This is a genomic window from Nocardiopsis xinjiangensis YIM 90004 (assembly GCF_000341145.1).
GTDB lineage: Bacteria > Actinomycetota > Actinomycetes > Streptosporangiales > Streptosporangiaceae > Nocardiopsis > Nocardiopsis xinjiangensis.
On the sequence record NZ_ANBE01000046.1, the window covers coordinates 55581 to 73760 of the forward strand.

Here is an 18180-nt window from a genome sequence, read left to right on the forward strand (position 1 = left end):
GGTGGATGCCTCACAGGCCCTAGACGAAGCCGGGGACGTTCTTCCATGCATCGCCGGCTTCGGGGGCGTCGTCGCGCTCGACCGTGGCCTCGATCTTGCCGTAGGGACGGTCGGCGGCGAAGAACACCTCGTTGGGGTTGTCGAGTCCGAACGGGCCCAGGTCCACGAGGAAGTGGTGGTTGTTCGGCATCGAGAAGCGGATCTCGGCGACCTCGGGGCGCGCCTCCAGCACCGCCTTGCCCATCTCGTACAGCGTCTGCTGCAGGGCCAGGCTGTGGGTTTCGGCGAAGGTCTCCAAACACAGATCGCGGATGGCGGTGTAGGCCTTGTCGTAGTCGTGGTCGACCCCGACGTAGCGCCAGCGCGCGGTCACGTCCGTGGCCAGGATGCGGTCGTTGGTCTCGGGCAGGGTGGTGTACTTGGTCTTCGGGTAGCCGTGGAACTCCGAGCCCGTGGACTTGAGCACGGTCAGCCCCTCGAAGCCGGAGACCACCCACTCCCGGTCGCCGTCCTTGTTGACGACGGTGGTGCGGGTCTCGGAACCGTCCTGCGAGAAAGCGTGGTCGTGCGGTCCGCCGGAGGTCTGGATGCGGCTCCAGGAGTACTCCTGGACCTCTTCGCGGGCCCCGGACACGTACTCGTGCTCGTCCACGAAGTGCCGGGCCAGGCGCAGGGCGAAGTCCTCGATCGCGCCGACACCGCCCCATTCGCGGGCCTTGGCGTAGACGGTGTTCTTCTGGGTGTCGGTCGGCAGGCACCTGGCGTTGTCACCATCGATGTGGACATCCTCCAGGTCGCCGCGCAGCTGCGAGGTGACGTTGATGTCCTTGAGGTGGTGGATGTCGGTGTCGCGGTTGACGTGGACGAGGTGGACCTCGGCCTTGCCGTACTGGTTGTCTCCGAGTCGGATGCCCATCAGGGTGTCTCCATCCGTATGCATACGTTTCATCGCGTGCGCCGATGCGTCGTGCGTATGAGGGAGGACCGCTGTGGTCGTGCGGAAGGACCTGTCACGCACTCGAAGTTGGCAGGTGGTTCGTCCGGGGGGATCAGGGCCGGGGCATCGTTCCTTCGTCTTGGTGGGACGGGTGGTACCGGGGCTCCGGGCGATCAGGAGCCGAGCGGGGGACCGGGATGCGGTGTCCGCTGCGCAGCCCCTAGGAGCCCCGGTAGGTCGTGTAGCTGTAGCGGTTGAGCAGGATCGGCACGTGGTAGTGGCGGTCCTCCTCGGCGAGGTCGAAGACGACGGTGACCTCGGGGTAGAAGGCGCGCTGGCCGAGCGCGTCGAAGTAGGCGCCGGTGTCGAAGACGATCCGGTAGTAACCGGCCGTGAGCTGGTCGGGGCCCAGGTCGGGCACGCGCCCGTCGTCGTTGGTGCGCCCCTCGGCGACCGGCTTCCAGGAGGTGCGTTCCCGGTCGGCGGCGGCCTCCAGCCGCACGGGGACCTCACGTGCGGGGCGGCCCAGTGAGGCGTCGAGGATGTGTGTGGTCACGTGGCTCATACGGACTCCAGGAGTTTGACCAGACGCAGGCCGGCGATCTTGCGCAGCTCGTCGCCGACGACCGCCAGTTCGGTGCCGTGATCGTTGTACAGGCGCTCGACCAGGTCGGCCAGCAGGTCGCGGGGGCCGCGGCCGCTGGCGCACACGAGGTAGATCTGTCCGAAGCGGTCCTCGTACTCCTTCTGCGCGAAGGCGAAGACCCGCTGCACCTTGGCGGTGGCGTCGTCGGCGCCGGAGGCGAAGGCGGACTGTTCGCCCCGCGACCAGTTGGCCTCGGTGCCCTTGCCTTCGGCCTTCTCGCCGATGCGCGGGTGGCGGGCCAGCGCGCCTGCCACTTCCTCGCCGGTGATAGCGCGCGCGTGGGTGTCCGCGCGGATCAAGAGGGTCTCGCGGTCGGGGAAGGGCGCCTCGGAGGCGACTTCCTCCACCCAACGGCCGATGTCGAGGCATTGCGCGAGTTCGGTGCGCAGGTCCTCGGCGGTGAGCGCGTTCAGGCGCGCCAGACCCGGTTCGGGGTCGGTGTCCCCACCAGGCGGGGTGCTCTGGGGCATGTGTCCTCTCCCGGGACCCGGCCGGTCCCGGCCCGCTGGACCATGTGGCTCGGACCGACCGGCGTTTTCGTAGTGCAGTTCAACGATTCCGTATTACGGATTGGAGGGACTCTAATGGACGACCGTGTGATCTTGTCAACACCAGCAAGGGGATCCCAGCGAGAAACTGCCTGATCTGTGCTTTCACATGAAGAACTGCGGAAGTTACTGGTCTGCGTGCGGGGTCTGTGGGGTTCATGTGACGCACGTGGTCGGCCTTCGCGGGCGATGGGGGAGGGGGTCGGTGTCGGCGTGTACTTGACAGGCCCAGGCGGCCCGGCACACACTCGAAGTATTCCTCAAAGTGAAAAATAGATTCCACATACTGAAATACACGGAGTCGAGCACTATGCGCCACACCCTCGGCCACACCGTGAACTGCTCCCTGCTGTTCACCGAACTGCCCGTCAACGAACGCCCCCAGGCCGCCCGCGACGCCGGCTTCCACGCCGTCGAGTTCTGGTGGCCCTGGGAGAGCGCCACTCCGCCCCAGGCCGAGGTCGACGCCTTCGTCACGGCCATCGACACCGCCGGCGTGCGCCTGACCGGGCTCAACTTCTTCGCCGGACAACTCCCCGGGCCGGACCGCGGCGTCCTCAGCCACCCCGACCGCACCGCCGAGTTCCGCGCCAACACCGAAATCGTCGTGCAGATCGCCGAGCGCACCGGGGCCACCGGCTTCAACGCCCTCTACGGCCGCCGCCAGGAGGGCGCCGACCCCGCCGAACAGGACCGCATCGCCCTCGAGAACACGCTCGCCGCCGCCGAAGCCGTCACCCGTGTCGACGGCACCGTGCTCATCGAACCCATCAGCGGCGCCGACGACTACCCGCTCAAGACCGCCGCCGACGGGCTCGCCTTCGTCGAGCAGGCCCGCAAGGCCGGGGCCCGGAACGTCGCCTTCCTCGCCGACTTCTTCCACCTGGCCGTCAACGGCGACGACGTCGCGCAGGTCGTGCGCGAGCACGCCGCCGAGTTCGGCCACATCCAGATCGCCGACGTCCCCGGCCGCGGCGAACCCGGCAGTGGCGAACTGCCTCTGCAACGCCTCCTGTCCGACAGCCAGGCCCACGGTTACAACGGCCTCGTCGGGCTCGAGTACAAGCCCACCGTGCCCAGCGCCGAGAGCTTCGGCTGGTTGCGCTGAGCCGAAGACCCGCCCGTACACGACGACCACAGCCACCACAGCCACGAGAGGGAACACCATGGCCCTGCAGAAGATCGCCTTCATCGGCCTGGGCATCATGGGCCTGCCCATGGCCCGCAACCTCGTCCGCGCCGGGTACACCGTCACCGGTCACAACCGCAGCCGCGGCAAGGTCGACGCCCTGGTCGCCGACGGCGGCAACGGTGCCGAGACCGTCGCCGAAGCGGTCGCCGACGCCGACGCCGTCATCACGATGGTCCCGGACTCCCCGGACGTGGAGGCGCTCCTGGCCGGCGAGGGAGGCGTCTTCGCCCACGCCCGTCCCGGCACCCTCGTCGTCGACATGAGCACCATCCGCCCCGACGTCTCCCGCGCCCTCGCCCAGCAGGGCCAGGAGAGCGGACTCCGGGTGCTGGACGCCCCCGTCAGCGGCGGTGAGGCCGGCGCGGTCGAGGGCGCCCTGTCCATCATGGTCGGCGGCGAGCAGGCCGACTTCGACGCGGCCCGTGCGCTCTTCGATGTCCTGGGCAAGACCCCCGTGCTCGTGGGCCCCCACGGCGCAGGGCAGACCGTCAAGGCCGCCAACCAGCTCGTCGTCGCCGGCCACCTGCAGCTGCTCGCCGAGGCCCTGGTGTTCCTGGAAGCGCACGGGGTGGAGACCGAAGCCGGACTGGAGGTCCTCGGCGGAGGCCTGGCCGGCAGCACCGTGCTGCAGCGCAAGGGAGCGGCCATGCGCGAGCGCAACTTCCGGCCCGGGTTCCGCATCGCCCTGCACGACAAGGACCTGCGCATCGTCACCGACGCCGCACGCACCTCCGGTGTCACCGTGCCGCTCGGTGCCCAGGTCGCCCAGCTCGTCGGATCCCTGGACCGGCAGGGCCACGGCGACCTCGACCACTCCGCGCTCCTGAAGCTCGTGGAAGAGCTCTCCGGACGCTAGGCCCTGTTCGGCGGCCACCGAACACGGCCTGGACCGACCACACCGGCCCGCCGCGCCGCCCCCGGGTGTTGGCCCACCCGAGGCCCCGCGGCCGTGCGGGTCCGACCCCGTTCCTTCCGGAACACGGTCCCTACCGGACCGGCACCACCCCTGGCACACGCATCACCTCAGTACCCCTAGCACTGAAGGGTTCACCAGCCATGCCGCAGACACCCGCGATGAACGCGGTCGTCGAGGTCCTCAAGGACGAAGGCGTCGACACCGCCTTCGGCTGCCCCGGCGCCGCCATCCTGCCCCTGTACAAGGCAATGGAACAGGTCGGTGGTATCGAGCACCTCGTCGTCCGCCACGAGGAGGGCGCCACCCACATGGCCGACGGCTGGTCGCGCACGACCGGCAAGGTCGGCGTGGCCATCGGTACTTCCGGCCCCGCCGGCACCAACATGATCACCGGCCTCTACACCGCCATCGCCGACTCCGTGCCGATGGTGTGCATCACCGGGCAGCAGCGCACCGACCTGCTCGACAAGGAGGGGTTCCAGGCCGTCGACATCGTCGAGGTCGCCAAACCCGTCACCAAGTGGGCCGTGCAGATCAAGGAGGCCGCCACCGCCCCGTGGATCTTCCGGGAGGCCTTCCGGGTCGCTCAGGAAGGGCGCCCCGGTCCGGTGCTCATCGACATCCCGCTGGACGTGGCCCAGCAGCAGATCGAGTACGACCCCGCCCTCGACGCCCCGCTGCAGCGCACCACCGTCCTGCCGCACCGCCCGCGGGTCGAACGCGCCCTGGACATGCTCCTGGAGGCCGAGCGCCCGCTGCTGCTGGCCGGCGGGGGGGTCATCACCGCCGACGCCTCCGAGGACCTGCGGGCCCTGGCCGAGTACCTGCGTGTGCCCGTCCAGGTCACCCTCATGGGCAAGGGTTCCTTCGACGAGGACTCGCCCCTGTACGCGGGCATGACCGGGGTGCAGACCTCCCAGCGCTACGGCAACGCCTCGTTCCTGGAATCGGACCTGGTGCTGGCCGTCGGCGCGCGCTTCGCCGACCGGCACACCGGGCAGATCGACGTCTACCGGGGCGAGCGGCGCTTCATCCACGTCGACATCGAGGCCACCCAGCTCGGGCGGGTCTTCGAACCCGACCTCGGTGTGGTCTCCGACGCCCGGGTGTTCCTGCAGGAGCTGCTGGCCGAGGCCCGCCGGCGTGACGCCCGCGCCGAGGTCGGCGCCTGGCGCGAGCGGGTCGGTGAGCTGCGCTCCACCCTGACCCGGCGCGAGGACTTCGATTCCACGCCCGTCAAGGCGCCGCGGGTGTACAAGGAGATCAACGAGGCCTTCGACGAGGACGCCTACTTCGTCACCGCCATCGGCCTCTACCAGATCTGGGGCGGCCAGCATCAGAAGGCCCACAAGCCCCGCCATTACCAGATCTGCGGGCAGGCAGGCCCGCTCGGTTGGGAGATCCCCGCGGCCATCGGGGTGAAGAAGGCGCTCAAGAACACCGAACCCGACGCGGAGGTCGTCGGTGTCGTGGGCGACTACAGCTTCCAGTACATGGTCGAGGAACTGGCCGTGGCCGCCCAGTACGACGTGCCCTACGTGCTGATCATGCTCAACAACGAGTATCTGGGCCTCATCCGCCAGGCCGAGATCCCGTTCGACATGAACTTCGAGGTCGACATCCACTACGACGACTTCGGCACCGACAACGTCAAGATCATGGAGGCCTACGGCTGCTCCGGGCGCCGTGTGTACGACCCCGCCGAGGTGCGCGACGCCTTGGAATGGGCGCGCAAGGAGGCCCGGACGACCTCGCGTCCGGTTCTCGTGGAGATCATGATCGAGCGAGAGGCCAACACCCCGCACGGTCCCTCCATCGACGCCGTGAAGGAGTTCGAACCCCTGCCCTGACCGCGGACGCTGCGGCGCGCCGGACCCGGGTCACCCGGGGTCCGGGTCCGGCGCGCCGAGCGCGTCGCCGGCGAGGTGTTTGAGCCCTTCGAGGCGCTGCCAGTGCCTTCTCACCGATTCCTGGCCCCGGGAGGTCAGGCTGGCCCAGGTGCGTGCCGTCCGGCCCGCACCCGTCCTGGTGAGGGTGACCATCCCGGCCCTCTCCAGCTTGTGCAGGTGGCTGGAGAGGTTGCCCCTGGTGAGCCCGGTGAGGGTCTGTAGGAACACGAAGTCCGCGCCTGCACCGGAGGTCAGGGCGGTGGTCAGGGCGAGCCGCGCCGGTTCGTGGATGAGGCGGTCCATCTCGGCCAGTTCCTCAGCGGGCGTGGCCATCGCTCAGCGCTCCCCTGCGGTGGCGGGGGAGGGGGCCAGGGAGCGCACCAGGAGCCGGTGGTCCGACAGCCCGCCGATGAGGAGGGCCGCGCCGAAGGCGATCGCGAGCCCCGGCCAGGAGTGCTCCACGGTGTTGAGCGGGTGCCCGCCCTCGACGAACAGCCCGACCGGGACCAGGGCCGCACAAAGCAGGGCGAGGGAGAGGATCTGCCAGTGGCGGCTCAGGACCAGGTCGCCGGGGCGGCGGCGCAGCAGCGGACCCGCCACGGAGACCGTGGCCAGGGTCAGTGCGGCCTGCACACCCGTCAGCCACACGGCCGTGTCGGGCGCATCCGGGGAGTGGATCAGCCGGTTCACCGGAACCGACAGGAGGAAGAACACGGTAAGGGCCATTGCGGCGGCTGCGGACTGGTAGCCGCTCTCACCGGAGCGCACCCGCCCGAACCGGCGGCGGTAGTACAGGGCGAGGAGCCCCATGGTGGCGAAAGCGGGCACCAGGCCGGCCACGAAGAGGGGGTTTCGGGGCTCGGCCAGGGTCACGGCTCCGCTGAGCAGGAGCAGGATGCCCATCGGGACGAGGACGAGCCCCTGCAGGCCGTTGTAGTTGGCGGTGACCCGGGGCAGGCGTTGCAGTCGTGCGGTGTCCTGGGGTGGGGCCACGGTCACTCCTTTTAGTCTGTCTTGCAAACCTTTGTCGGGAACACGGTACGCCCCGGACCCCTGAGTCTGCAATGCAGACCTTTTCGGCCTGTGCGGGAACACAAGGAGAACGGGGTCCGGCGGCCGAAGCCGCCGGACCCCCTTACCCGCGGACCTCAACCGCAGTAGGTCTCCTCCTCGCCGATGACGCGGTAGGGGCAGTCCGCATAGCCGAGCAGGTCCAGCACCGGTTCCTCGTTGCGCGCGGTCTCCTCCTCGATGACGTCGGAGGGCGGGTAGAAGCCTCCGTCTCCGGGCGAGCTCGGATACATCTCGAAGGTGAAGTTCACGATGCCCTGGTCGGCCCAGAGCCAGTCGTTGATCGACCCGTCGGTGATGTACAGGTCGCTGGACTGCTGCGGCGTGTACCCGTTGGAACCGGCCATGAGCTCGCCGAGCGCCTGGTGGGTGTCGTACTCGTCCTGGTTCATGCCGTCGGTGGTCTCGTCGTAGGTGTGACCGAACGGCCAGAGCACGAGCTCGCCGAAGGTGTGGAAGTCGATCGCCGTGGTGATCTGCTGTTCACCGTCGACCTCGCGGCTGCGCACGAAGTCGGCCAGCGCCTCGACCTCGGTGGCCGACTCGGGTGCGTGGCCCCGGTAGGTGCTGGATTCCGGGTCGCCCGAGGAACCGCCGCAGCAGCCCCACTCGTGAGCCCAGTTGCGGTTCATGTCGGTGCCCAGGGCATCCGACCCCTCGTTGGGCTCGCGGGTCTTGCGCCAGTTCTGCCAGGTGTCACCGGACTGGTCGTACTCGGTGCCGTCCGGGTTGGCGTTGGGCACGATCCAGATCTCGCGTGTGTCCACCAGCTCGGTGATGCGCTCGTCGGAACCGTAGCCCTCGGTGAGCATGTCCATGATGTGGACCGCCATCTCCACCGTCAGCGGCTCACGGGCGTGCTGGGAGTGGGTGAACAGGACCTCGGGTTCGTCCTGGTCCACCCCGGGGTCGTCGCTGATCCGGACCGCGACCAGGTCGCGGCCCTCGTGGGACTGGCCGTAGACCTCGCTGTGGGCCAGGTCGGGATACTCGGCGACGAGGCCCTCGACATGCTCCACGACCTCCGGGTAGCTGGTGTAACCGTCGTCGGGGTGCATCGCCTCGACAGAGGGGCTCGCGTCGGCGACGCCGTAACCCAGGTCGGTGATCTCCTCGACCTCGCCGGGGGAGGCAGTGGCCAGGAGGGTGCCGTCGTCCTCGACGAGGTCGATCGACACACCCGTCCGGGCGATCTCGGTGCGGTCGACGGCGTTCTCGGCGCCCGAGACACGCACGGGACCGGGGTCCTCCTCCTGTGAGGCGGCGGCGCTCCCGACGCCGAGGGTGCCGACCAGGAGCGTGCCGAGGGCGAGGGGTGCGAGGGTCTTGCGGAATGCGGTGTGCCTGCGGGGCTTGGGGGAGTGGGGGCGTGGGGGTGGCACGAGGCCTCCTTGAGCGGGTCGAGGCATCGGTTCTGGACCTTCTGGGCGGTATTGGAAGGCGCTGGTGAACCGTGTGTCAATTCCCCTTGCTCTGGGTGAGCGCGGTGTCGAATTGCGGGGTTTGGCGGGTCTTCCAGGTGGAGGCCGCTGTACAGGGCGGGGGCCGTGCACCCCCGATGGCCGGATGTGGCCGAAGTGTCACCGCGTGTGGGCGCGTCCGCGGGAAGGGGCGGGGCGGTGAGGCGGAAGAAGCCCCGTCGACGGGGCCGGCCGTACCGCCCGCGCGGCTTACGTGTGCTCTGCGCGCGGGGCGGGAGCCCGGGTGTTGGCCGCACCCTGGGCCTCGTCGACGGAGCTCGGAACAACCCCCCTAGCACTGAAGGGTTCTACCGCGGAGTCTACCCATCACAGGCGTTCTCTTGAAGTCGAGGTACCTGGAAGTTGCGCCGAATGTGCACCCCGCGCCTGTCTCACGCCTGCCCTCTGAATCACCCCAGCTCACAGCTGCGACGTCTCGCAATGTGAGAGGAATGTGTCGGGTGGTCACAGGTGTCTGCTAGCGTGGCGACCCTATGCTGCGCGAGCTCCTCCTCCTTAGTGGCCGCGGCGGGGACCGATAGACACAGGTCGACTCCCTCGCCGCGGGAGTTCGGCATGTCCAGGTCGGCCGCTGATCCACGCGCATCAGTCGCCCCGAGCGACGGCGCACCATGTTCATTCTGAGGAGCCCACCGTTATGGTGCCGCAGCAGCAGCCCAGTTCGATGCCTTTCCACCGCTACGCCGCGTTCGCGCCGGTGGACCTGCCCGACCGCACCTGGCCCTCCAAGACCATCACGCAGGCGCCCCGCTGGCTGTCCACGGACCTGCGCGACGGCAACCAGGCGCTGATCGAGCCCATGGACCCCGCCCGCAAGCACGAGATGTTCCAGCTGCTGGTGCGCATGGGTTACAAGGAGATCGAGGTCGGCTTCCCCTCCGCCAGCCAGACCGACTTCGACTTCGTGCGCGCCCTGATCGAGAACGACCAGATCCCCGAGGACGTGCAGATCTCGGTGCTGACCCAGGCCCGCACGGACCTGATCGAGCGCACCGTGCAGAGCCTGGTCGGCGCCCACCGGGCCACCGTGCACCTGTACAACGCCACGGCGCCGACCTTCCGCGAGGTCGTCTTCAAGGTCGACCGCGAGCAGTGCAAGGCCATCGCCGTCGACGGCACCCGCGACGTCGTGCGCTTCGCCGAGCAGTACCTGGACGGGACCGACTTCGGCTACGAGTACTCGCCGGAGATCTTCATCGACACCGAGCTGGACTTCGCCCTGGAGGTTTGCGAGGCGGTCATGGACGTCTGGCAGCCCGGCCCGGGCCGCGAGATCGTGCTGAACCTGCCCGCCACGGTCGAGCGCACCACGCCCAACGTCTACGCCGACCAGATCGAGTGGATGAGCCGCAACCTGACCCGGCGCGAGCACGTGGCGGTCTCGGTGCACCCGCACAACGACCGCGGTACCGGTGTGGCCTCCGCCGAGCTGGCCGTCATGGGCGGCGCCGACCGCGTCGAGGGCTGCCTGTTCGGCCACGGCGAGCGTACCGGCAACGTCTGCCTGGTCACCCTGGGCATGAACCTGTTCAGCCGGGGCGTGGACCCGATGATCGACTTCTCCGACATCGACGAGATCCGCCGCACGGTCGAGCACTGCACCCAGCTGCCGGTCGCGCCCCGCCACCCCTACGGCGGCGACCTGGTCTACACCGCCTTCTCCGGATCCCACCAGGACGCCATCAAGAAGGGCTTCACCGCCCAGGAGGAGCGCGCCGCGGCCGCCGGGGTCCCGGTGGAGGAGTCCACGTGGGACGTGCCCTACCTGCCGATCGACCCCAAGGACGTGGGCCGCAACTACGAGGCGGTCATCCGGGTCAACAGCCAGTCCGGCAAGGGCGGCGTGGCCTACATCATGCACCGCGACCACAACCTGGACCTGCCGCGCCGCCTGCAGATCGAGTTCTCGCGGGTCATCCAGACCTACAGCGACAGCGAGGGCGGCGAGGTCGCCGCGGACCACATCTGGTCGGCCTTCGAGCGCGAGTACCTGTCCGAGGGCGGCCCCGTCGCGGTGCTGGCCCACCGGTCCAGCACCGACGGCGAGGGAAGCTACCGGATCGAGGCCGACGCCCGGGTGCACGGGGAGATCCGTGAACTGTCCGGTACCGGCAACGGCCCCATCTCCGCGTTCTGCGACGCCCTGAGCGACGTCGACGTCAAGGTCCGGGTCATGGACTACGTCGAGCACTCCATGGGCGGTGACGGCGAGTCCAGCGCCGCCGCGTACGTGGAGGCCGAGATCCAGGGCGAGGTGGTCTGGGGCGTGGGGATCCACAGCAGCATCACCACCGCCTCGCTGAAGGCGCTGTGCAGTGCCATCGGCCGCTCCGCCCGCATCTGACCCATCCCGCGCACGAGGGGCCCGCAGCGTCGCCGCGGGCCCCTCGTCCTGTTCCGCGTACGGCTCACGGCCGACGGGCCGGACTACCGGTAACCGAACAACTGTGTCCACGCGTTGCCGGACTCACCGACCCCGATCGTCTGCAGGTCGCAGTTGAGGATGTTGTCCCTGTGGCCCGGGCTGTTCATCCAGGACTCCATGACCTGCTCGGCGGTCTGCTGGCCCTTGGCCACGTTCTCGGCGCCCCAGGCGCTGTAACCGTGGCGCTCGGCGCGATCGCCGGGCCCTTCGCCGTCGGGGCTCTGGTGGGCCATGTAGTCGCGCTCGTCCATGTCCTCGCTGTGCTCCTGTGCGGCGGCGGTCAGCCGGGGCTCGGAGGAGACCGGGCCGCAGCCGTTCTGGGAGCGCTCGGAGTTGACGATCGTGACGACCTCTTCGGCCATCGGGCTGGAGGAGGTACTGGCCTCGCCCCCGCCGCCACCGGATCCGCCGCCACCGGAACCGTTGCCGCCGTCACCACCACCGTCGTCGCCGTCATCGCCGTCATCGCCGTCGTCGGAGCCGGCCTCCTCGTCCTCGGGGGAGGAGGAAGCGGTCACTTGCGCGCCCTGGGGTTCGCTGTCCCCGGTGGGGGAGGAGTCCTCGGGGGCGCCGGTGGGGTCGTCGAAGAACTCGTCGTCGGAGGAGGCGTCGGGTACGGACCTCTCGTTGCTCATNGAGCGAGGCCGCCAGGATCAGCCCCACCGGGACCGCGGCCAGGCCCACTGCCAAGGGAAGCCTGCGGCGTCGGCGGCGCTCGCCTGCGGAACCGCCACTCGCGTCGTGCTTGTCCATGCGTCGTCGACCACGAGCCATGATCGTGAACCTCCGTGCGGGAAGGGAAGGCGTCGGGAACGCTCCGGAGCTCACCGGGGCGAGGGCCCGGGTCTCGGGCCGGGCACGGGATACGGAAGGAATGGAACCGGGTGCCTTCCGTGCGCACCCTGGCGGGTGAGAGTAGAGCAATTTATGGCAAAAGGGAATTCAAGTCATGATAGAGCTGGCCATGTCGGTCCCGTGAGGGATGCGCGAGGCGGGTGTCGGCATCCGTGACAATGGAGGGGTGAGTCTCTACCGCGATGAGGGGGTCGTCCTGCGCACCCAGAAACTGGGTGAGGCCGACCGCATCGTCACCCTCCTGACCCGGCGTACCGGCCTGGTGCGCGCTGTCGGCAAGGGTGTACGCCGCACCAAGTCCCGTTTCGGGGCCCGCTTGGAGCCGTGCACCCACGTCGACGTGCAGCTGTACACCGGCCGGACTCTGGACGTGATCACCCAGGCCGAGACGGTGCGCTCCTACGGTGAAGCGATCGCTTTCGACTACTCCCGCTACACCTCGGCCGCCGCAATACTGGAGACCGCGGAGAAGGTCGTGGCGGTGGAGAAGGACCCCGCCCTGCGCCAGTTCCTGCTGCTCATCGGAGCCCTGCGTACCCTGGGGGAGGGCAACCACGACGCCCGGTTGGTCCTGGACGCCTATCTGCTGCGCGCCCTGGCCGTGGCCGGGTACGCACCGGCCCTGACCGAGTGCGCACACTGCGGCAGCCGTGGGGAGCACCGGGCGTTCGCGGTCCACGCCGGCGGTATGGTCTGCTCGGTGTGCCGCCCGCACGGCAGCGTCCACCCGTCTCCCGAGACCCTCCGGCTCATGTCGGCCCTGCTCGGAGGTGACTGGGACAGCGCCGATGCCAGCCAGGACCGCCAACGTTCCGAGTGCAGTGGGTTGGTCGCGGCCTACCTACAGTGGCACTTGGAAAACGGAATCCGATCACTGCGCCATGTGGAGCGTTCTTGAGTCTGTTCAGCTTCGATCCCGGTAAACGGCGGGAGCACCGGGAGTACGCCGCGCCCGCCCCGCACCCGAGCGGGGCGCGGGCCCCCGAGCTGCCCTCCGACCTGGTGCCGCGGCACGTCGCGGTCGTCATGGACGGCAACGGCCGGTGGGCCAAACAGCGCGGACTGGCGCGGACCGAAGGCCACAGGGCGGGGGAGTCCTCCCTCTTCGACGTCGTCGAGGGCGCGGTCGAGCTCGGCGTCCCCTACCTGTCGGCCTACGCCTTCTCCACCGAGAACTGGAAGCGCTCACCCGACGAGGTGCGTTTCCTCATGGGTTTCAACCGCGACGTCATCCGCAGGCGCCGTGACGAGCTGCACGCCCGAGGGGTACGTGTGGTCTGGTCGGGGCGTCCGGGGCGCCTGTGGAAGAGCGTCATCTCCGAGCTGCAGGACGCGGAGGAGATGACCAAGGACAACACCCGCCTGACGCTGCAGTTCTGCGTCAACTACGGGGGTCGGGCCGAGATCGTGGATTCGGCGCGCGAGCTCGCGCGCAGGGTCGCGGCGGGGGAGATCTCCCCGGAGAAGATCACCGAGGACGCCATCGCCCGCAACCTGTACGCCCCGGGCGTGCCGGACGTCGACCTGTTCCTGCGCTCCTCCGGTGAACAGCGCACTTCGAACTTCCTGCTGTGGCAGTCCGCCTATGCCGAGTTCGTGTTCCTGGACCAGCTCTGGCCCGACTTCGACCGCCGCGACCTGTGGCGGGCCCGTGNAACACGGTCGCCGAGGAGGGCGAGTGATGGCCAGAACCAGTTCCGACGAGAACAACCCACTGCTGAAGCGGGGGATGTCCGTGGTCTCGATCGGTGACAGCTTCACAGAGGGAGTGGGGGACCCCTACCCGGACGGTGGTCCCGACGGCGACGTGGTCTTCCGCGGGTGGGCCGACCGCCTGGCCGAGCACCTGGCCGACCACGTGGGCGAGGTCGAGTACGCCAACCTGGCCGTGCGCGGCAAGCTCATGCGCCAGATCGTCACCGACCAGCTCCAGCCGACCCTGGACATGGCCCCGGACCTGGTCACACTGTCCGCGGGAGGCAATGATCTGTTGCGCCCCGGCTCCGACCCCGACCGCATGGCCCGGATCCTCGACCTGGCCGTCTCGCGACTGCGCGCCGCCGGCAGCGAGGTCGTGCTCTTCACCGGCGTCAACGTCGCCACGGGCTACATGCGCGGCACCATCGGCCTGTTCGCGCGCTCCTACATGAACGTGCGCGCCATCGCCGACCGCCACGACTGCTACTTGATCGACCAGTGGTCGATGGACGTGCTCACCGACGCCCGCGCCTGGGACGAGGACCGGCTGCACATGTCCCCGGAGGGTCACCGGCGCCTGGCGCTGCGGGTGGCCGAGGTTCTGGGGGCGCCGGTACAGCAGCGGTGGGACGAGCCCTGGCCCGAGACCGAGCCGGTCGGATGGGCCGAGGCCCGCCGCGAGGACCTCACCTGGCTCAAGGACTCCCTGGGCCCGTGGATCGGGCGCCGCCTGACCGGGCGTTCCTCGGGGGACACGGTCACGGCCAAGCGCCCGGCCCTGACCCCGGTCAACGCGCGCCGCTGATGGTGTGACGTCGGACCCAAAACCGCTCCCACGGGCAACCTACTGTCGCGTAACCCTGGAGCGGAGTTGCATGATCGTGGATCATGAGCGGTTTTGGGACGACAGACATCACCGAACGGGACATTCTGTCCTACGTCGCTCTCGGGGACAGCTTCACCGAGGGCATGAGCGACCCCTATCCCGACAGTGACCGTGTGCCCAACGGCCGCTTCCGGGGCTGGGCCGACCGGGTCGCCGAACACCTGGCCTCCCGCATCGGCGAGGTCAGGTACGCCAACCTCGCCGTGCGCGGCAAGCTGATCCGGCAGATCCGCGACGAGCAGGTCGCCGAGGCCGTGGCGATGGCCCCCGACCTGGTCACCCTGTGCGCGGGCGGCAACGACATCCTCCGACCCGGCGGCGACCCCGACGAGGTCGTAGACATCTTCGAGTCGATCGTCGCAGAGCTGACCGCCACCGGCGCCCGCGTGGTCCTCTTCACCGGATTCGACACCGGTATGCACTCGGTCATGCGCCGCCTGCGCGGCAAGATCGCCACCTACAACATGCACATGCGGGCCGTCGCCGACCGCTACGGCTGCGACGTCGTCGATGTATGGAGCATGCGCATCTTCGACGACGAGCGTTCCTGGAGCTGGGACCGCCTGCACCTGTCCTCGGAGGGCCACCGGCGCCTGGCGCTGCGTGTGTGCGAGGTCCTGGGCACGCCTGCCGGGGGCGACTGGAACGAGCCCTGGCCGGAGCCGGAACCCCGGGACTGGCGTACCGCCCGCCAGGAAGACCTGTACTGGGCCCGGCAATTCCTGGTTCCGTGGATCGGGCGCCGCCTGACCGGGCGTTCCTCGGGGGACAACGTCAGTCCCAAACGCCCCACGTTGCGGCGCTGCGAACCCGAACACCGCCCCGACTGAGACGCGGGCCTTCGCAAGCGGCGGGGAACCGGACGGGAACACCGAACGGCCGGCGCGCACGGGGTGCCGGACGGCAGGGAGCGGGTGCGCCGGCACGCGTGGTACCTGCGCACCCTGCTCAGACGCCGGCGGTCGAACCCGCCCCGGCGCAGTCGGCGCACACACCGAACAGTTCCACGGTGTGTGTTATGCCGGTGAAACCGTACTTGGAAGCCACCTCGCTGGCCCACCGCTCGACGGTGGGCCCCTCGATCTCCACAGCTGTGGAGCACACCCGGCACACCAGGTGATGGTGGTGGTTCTCGGTCGCGCAAGCGCGGTAGACGGCCTCACCTTCGTCGGTGCGCAGGACGTCGACCTCGCCGGAATCGCTCAGTGCCTGAAGGGCCCGGTAGACGGTCGTGAGACCGATCTTGGACCCGTCGGCGCGCAGATCCGCGTACAGATCCTGAGCGCTGCGGAAGCCGACGGACTCGTTCAACGCCTGGCGGACCGTCTCTCGTCGTGTGCTCATGGTGTCACCCTCCTCCCCCGCTCGGTCTGGGGCATCGTACCGATCTCGGGGCCCGAGAGGCCTTTCCGGGGCCGGAACTTGCGGATGAACCCGACCCCGACGGAGAGGCAGAACAGCGTGAGAGCCAGCAGGACGATCGTCGCGCCGGGGGCCAGGTCGGAGTAGAACGCCGTCGTCAGGCCGCCCAGGGACGAGACCAGTCCGATCGCCACGGCCAGGACCATCGTGACCCGGAAACTCTTGGAGAGCTGCTGCGCAGCGGCCACGGGCACGATCATCAGCGCGCTGACCATGAGTACACCGACGATCCGCATGGCGATGACCACCGTCAGGGCGGCCGTGACCGCGAGCAGGATGCTGAGGAAACGCACCGGCAATCCGTGGGCCCGGGCGACCTCCTCGTCCTGGCAGAGCACGAACAGTTCACGGCCGTAGACCGCGAGGACGGCGACCACGCCCACCGCCAGGGCGGCCACCACCAGGATGTCCTGCTCGGAGACGGTACTGACCGACCCGAACAGGTACTCGGTCAGGGTCGCGTTGCTCGCACCGGGGGTCAGGCCGATGAGGAGCACACCGCCGGCGATACCGCCGTAGAACAGCAGAGCCAGCGCCACATCACCGCTCGTGCGCGTACGCACCCGCACGAGCTCTATGAGCACGGCGCCCACCACGGAGACGACCGCGGCGGTGAGCACGGGAGAAGTACTCGTGAGCAGGCCCAGCGCCACACCGGTGAGCGCGACGTGGCCGATGCCGTCGCCGAGCAGGGCCAGACGCCGTTGCACCAGGAACGTTCCGATGACCGGAGTGACCAGGCCCACGAGCACGGCCGCGACGAGCGCGCGCTGCATGAACTCGTACTGCCAAAGTTCAATCACTGCCGGGTACCTCGAGTCGGATGATCTCCCCGTGCGCGTCGCGTGGCGCGGGGGCGTTGGGGTCGGGATGGGGATGCTGGTGCTCGTGTCCGGGACGGGCGCACTCCCCGGAGGGTCGGAGCGGGGCACCGTCGTGGACGATGCGTCCCTGGTCCAGGGAGACGGCGCGTTGGATCACTCGTTCCAGCGGCCCGAGCTCGTGCAGGACGAGCACGACGGTGCTGCCCTGTTCGCCGAGCATGGTGATGGCGCGGGCCAGGGCCTGCTGGTTCTCGGCGTCGACCCCGGCCATGGGTTCGTCCATGACGAAGGTGTCGGGACGCCCGGCCAGGGCACGGGCGATGAGCACGCGCTGCTGCTGACCGCCGGAGAGTTCGCGCACGGAGTCGTCGGCGCGCTCCTCCAGCCCGACGGCCTTCAGGGCGTCGGTGACGGCCTGCCGGTTCGCGCGGGAGGGCAGCGAGAGGCGTCGGCGCGCGGCGACCTGCCCGGAGGCGACGATCTCGCGCACGGTGGCGGGCACGGCGCCCCCGGCGGTCAGGCGCTGGGGTACGTAGCCGACGCGGCGCCAGTCGCGGAAACGTCGCAGAGGTGTGCCGTGCAGGAGGACCTCGCCGGCGTCCAGGGGTACGATGCCCAGCATGGCGCGCATGAGGGTGGACTTGCCCGAGCCGTTGGGCCCCAGGACCGCCAGGGTCTGGCCCGCGGGGACGTCGAGGCTCACGTTGTCGAGCACGGGGGTGCCGTCGTAGGCCACGGTGGCGTCGACGGCCTGGAACGCTGGTCGGGCGTCGAGGTGCTGCTTCTCGGCCCCCGTGAACTGGGCAGACACACCCCTAGTATCTCGAAAACGAAAATGGTTGTCAAAATCCCAGAGTGCGTGCGGTCGCCAACACCAGCACGACCGCCACCATCAGTACCCGGGGTGCCTTCTGCTGCAGGCTCAGCGACGGCCATGTGAGATAGGCCAACCAACCCATGAACAGCGCGACCGCCACCAGAGACACCGCACCCAGCGGGCCCACCGGTGCCATCAGGCCGGCGACGAAGAGCAGCCCCAGTACGAGTGGTGTGATCCACCCGGGGAGCTGGTGCAGCCAGAGCAGGGACACCGCGCTGCGGCGCTCCACCGCACCGCGCAGCCGCCCCGCGCTCCATCGGGGATCCGACCCCTCGCCGCTGGAAGTTTTGCGGCCTTCGGGACGTTCATGGCTGTGTTCGGGGGAGGGCATGGCCGTCTGTATCCTCCGATAGGGCGGGCTGTGCCCCGCAAGGCCTGTGATACTGGTGGCTCAAACCCTAATGCAGGCCTCGGCCGGGGGTCCCGCGCCTTCCGGCAGGCCCCGGTGCGGCCCGTCGTGCGATCCCCCATGGCAGTCCGTGCCCCGGTCGCTCAGATCGCAGGCACGGC

General features: G+C 69.4%; 18 protein-coding genes and 1 pseudogene. 8 read left to right on the forward strand and 11 right to left on the reverse strand.

Annotation, left to right across the window (positions count from 1 at the left end):
* Positions 1 to 19: 19 nt before the first annotated feature.
* The 3 genes from pucL to D473_RS0120395 form a co-directional block, all read right to left on the reverse strand.
* Positions 20 to 916 (reverse strand): factor-independent urate hydroxylase, encoded by an 897-nt coding sequence (gene pucL / locus D473_RS0120385; protein WP_017610897.1) that lies wholly within the window; start codon positions 914 to 916, stop codon positions 20 to 22.
* Between the two features lie 241 nt (positions 917 to 1157).
* The gene (gene uraH / locus D473_RS0120390) at positions 1158 to 1502 is read right to left on the reverse strand and encodes a hydroxyisourate hydrolase (RefSeq protein WP_017610898.1); all 345 of its coding nucleotides are present in this window, start codon (positions 1500 to 1502) and stop codon (positions 1158 to 1160) included.
* A complete protein-coding gene (locus D473_RS0120395) occupies positions 1499 to 2053 on the reverse strand; it encodes a 2-oxo-4-hydroxy-4-carboxy-5-ureidoimidazoline decarboxylase (protein WP_017610899.1) in 555 nt (184 codons plus the stop codon). Before D473_RS0120395 ends, uraH begins: the two co-directional genes overlap by 4 nt.
* Positions 2054 to 2441: 388 nt before the next feature.
* Between D473_RS0120395 and D473_RS0120400 the strand changes: the two genes are divergently transcribed.
* The 3 genes and pseudogenes from D473_RS0120400 to gcl all read left to right on the forward strand — a co-directional run bounded on the left by D473_RS0120400 (position 2442) and on the right by gcl (position 6089).
* Positions 2442 to 3239 (forward strand): hydroxypyruvate isomerase family protein, encoded by a 798-nt coding sequence (locus D473_RS0120400; protein WP_017610900.1) that lies wholly within the window; start codon positions 2442 to 2444, stop codon positions 3237 to 3239.
* Positions 3240 to 3285: 46 nt separating this feature from the next.
* Positions 3286 to 4179, forward strand: a pseudogene (locus D473_RS0120405) (2-hydroxy-3-oxopropionate reductase); the annotation flags it as partial.
* Positions 4180 to 4379: 200 nt separating this feature from the next.
* Positions 4380 to 6089, forward strand: a complete 1710-nt coding sequence (gcl, locus tag D473_RS0120410) for a glyoxylate carboligase (RefSeq protein WP_017610902.1) — start codon at positions 4380 to 4382, stop codon at positions 6087 to 6089.
* 30 nt (positions 6090 to 6119) lie between these two features.
* On the opposite strand, the gene D473_RS0120415 is transcribed toward gcl, so the two are convergent.
* From D473_RS0120415 to D473_RS0120425, 3 genes are all read right to left on the reverse strand, one after another.
* Positions 6120 to 6461: a transcriptional regulator gene (locus D473_RS0120415; protein WP_017610903.1), complete on the reverse strand. Its 342-nt coding sequence runs from the start codon at positions 6459 to 6461 to the stop codon at positions 6120 to 6122.
* A gap of 3 nt (positions 6462 to 6464) precedes the next feature.
* The gene (locus tag D473_RS0120420) at positions 6465 to 7121 is read right to left on the reverse strand and encodes a hypothetical protein (protein WP_152436889.1); all 657 of its coding nucleotides are present in this window, start codon (positions 7119 to 7121) and stop codon (positions 6465 to 6467) included.
* A gap of 155 nt (positions 7122 to 7276) precedes the next feature.
* Positions 7277 to 8581, reverse strand: coding sequence for a M14 family metallopeptidase (locus D473_RS0120425; RefSeq protein ID WP_017610905.1), 1305 nt, complete (start codon positions 8579 to 8581; stop codon positions 7277 to 7279).
* A 736-nt stretch (positions 8582 to 9317) separates the two neighbouring features.
* On the opposite strand from D473_RS0120425, the gene leuA reads away from it, so the two are divergent.
* Positions 9318 to 11024 (forward strand): 2-isopropylmalate synthase, encoded by a 1707-nt coding sequence (leuA, locus tag D473_RS0120430; protein WP_017610906.1) that lies wholly within the window; start codon positions 9318 to 9320, stop codon positions 11022 to 11024.
* Between the two features lie 83 nt (positions 11025 to 11107).
* Here the strand turns inward: leuA and D473_RS25875 are convergent, their stop codons facing one another.
* A complete protein-coding gene (locus tag D473_RS25875; protein ID WP_017610907.1) occupies positions 11108 to 11740 on the reverse strand; it encodes a CAP domain-containing protein in 633 nt (210 codons plus the stop codon).
* A gap of 386 nt (positions 11741 to 12126) precedes the next feature.
* On the opposite strand from D473_RS25875, the gene recO reads away from it, so the two are divergent.
* The 4 genes from recO (at position 12127) to D473_RS0120455 (ending at position 15374) form a co-directional block, all read left to right on the forward strand.
* Positions 12127 to 12858 (forward strand): DNA repair protein RecO, encoded by a 732-nt coding sequence (recO, locus tag D473_RS0120440; RefSeq protein ID WP_026127146.1) that lies wholly within the window; start codon positions 12127 to 12129, stop codon positions 12856 to 12858.
* Positions 12855 to 13712, forward strand: a complete 858-nt coding sequence (locus D473_RS0120445; protein ID WP_017610909.1) for an isoprenyl transferase — start codon at positions 12855 to 12857, stop codon at positions 13710 to 13712. Before recO ends, D473_RS0120445 begins: the two co-directional genes overlap by 4 nt.
* On the forward strand, positions 13642 to 14463 hold the full coding sequence (locus tag D473_RS0120450; protein ID WP_026127147.1) for an SGNH/GDSL hydrolase family protein: 822 nt from the start codon (positions 13642 to 13644) through the stop codon (positions 14461 to 14463). Before D473_RS0120445 ends, D473_RS0120450 begins: the two co-directional genes overlap by 71 nt.
* A gap of 83 nt (positions 14464 to 14546) precedes the next feature.
* Complete coding sequence (locus D473_RS0120455) at positions 14547 to 15374, forward strand: SGNH/GDSL hydrolase family protein (RefSeq protein ID WP_017610911.1); 828 nt, start codon at positions 14547 to 14549, stop codon at positions 15372 to 15374.
* Positions 15375 to 15492: 118 nt separating this feature from the next.
* Here D473_RS0120455 and D473_RS0120460 read toward each other — a convergent pair whose 3' ends face one another.
* The 4 genes from D473_RS0120460 to D473_RS0120475 are packed head-to-tail and all read right to left on the reverse strand — an operon-like array spanning position 15493 to position 18001.
* Positions 15493 to 15888 (reverse strand): Fur family transcriptional regulator, encoded by a 396-nt coding sequence (locus tag D473_RS0120460; protein WP_017610912.1) that lies wholly within the window; start codon positions 15886 to 15888, stop codon positions 15493 to 15495.
* The gene (locus D473_RS0120465) at positions 15885 to 16769 is read right to left on the reverse strand and encodes a metal ABC transporter permease (RefSeq protein WP_017610913.1); all 885 of its coding nucleotides are present in this window, start codon (positions 16767 to 16769) and stop codon (positions 15885 to 15887) included. The genes D473_RS0120460 and D473_RS0120465 overlap by 4 nt, the downstream gene beginning before the upstream one ends.
* The gene (locus D473_RS0120470) at positions 16762 to 17601 is read right to left on the reverse strand and encodes a metal ABC transporter ATP-binding protein (protein ID WP_017610914.1); all 840 of its coding nucleotides are present in this window, start codon (positions 17599 to 17601) and stop codon (positions 16762 to 16764) included. The genes D473_RS0120465 and D473_RS0120470 overlap by 8 nt, the downstream gene beginning before the upstream one ends.
* Positions 17602 to 17632: 31 nt before the next feature.
* Positions 17633 to 18001 carry a DUF6703 family protein gene (locus D473_RS0120475; protein ID WP_017610915.1) on the reverse strand — a complete coding sequence of 123 codons (369 nt, stop codon included), beginning with the start codon at positions 17999 to 18001 and terminating at the stop codon, positions 17633 to 17635.
* Between the last annotated feature and the right edge of the window lie 179 nt (positions 18002 to 18180).

Excerpts from the sequence above, each read along its gene's own strand:
- pucL (WP_017610897.1), bottom strand. The coding sequence starts at position 916 with ATGGGCATCCGACTCGGAGACAACCAGTACGGCAAGGCCGAGGTCCAC.
- uraH (WP_017610898.1), bottom strand. The coding sequence starts at position 1,502 with ATGAGCCACGTGACCACACACATCCTCGACGCCTCACTGGGCCGCCCC.
- D473_RS0120395 (WP_017610899.1), bottom strand. The coding sequence starts at position 2,053 with ATGCCCCAGAGCACCCCGCCTGGTGGGGACACCGACCCCGAACCGGGT.
- D473_RS0120400 (WP_017610900.1), top strand. The coding sequence starts at position 2,442 with ATGCGCCACACCCTCGGCCACACCGTGAACTGCTCCCTGCTGTTCACC.
- gcl (WP_017610902.1), top strand. The coding sequence starts at position 4,380 with ATGCCGCAGACACCCGCGATGAACGCGGTCGTCGAGGTCCTCAAGGAC.
- D473_RS0120415 (WP_017610903.1), bottom strand. The coding sequence starts at position 6,461 with ATGGCCACGCCCGCTGAGGAACTGGCCGAGATGGACCGCCTCATCCAC.
- leuA (WP_017610906.1), top strand. The coding sequence starts at position 9,318 with ATGGTGCCGCAGCAGCAGCCCAGTTCGATGCCTTTCCACCGCTACGCC.
- D473_RS25875 (WP_017610907.1), bottom strand. The coding sequence starts at position 11,740 with ATGAGCAACGAGAGGTCCGTACCCGACGCCTCCTCCGACGACGAGTTC.
- D473_RS0120450 (WP_026127147.1), top strand. The coding sequence starts at position 13,642 with ATGGCCAGAACCAGTTCCGACGAGAACAACCCACTGCTGAAGCGGGGG.
- D473_RS0120455 (WP_017610911.1), top strand. The coding sequence starts at position 14,547 with ATGAGCGGTTTTGGGACGACAGACATCACCGAACGGGACATTCTGTCC.
- D473_RS0120460 (WP_017610912.1), bottom strand. The coding sequence starts at position 15,888 with ATGAGCACACGACGAGAGACGGTCCGCCAGGCGTTGAACGAGTCCGTC.
- D473_RS0120475 (WP_017610915.1), bottom strand. The coding sequence starts at position 18,001 with ATGCCCTCCCCCGAACACAGCCATGAACGTCCCGAAGGCCGCAAAACT.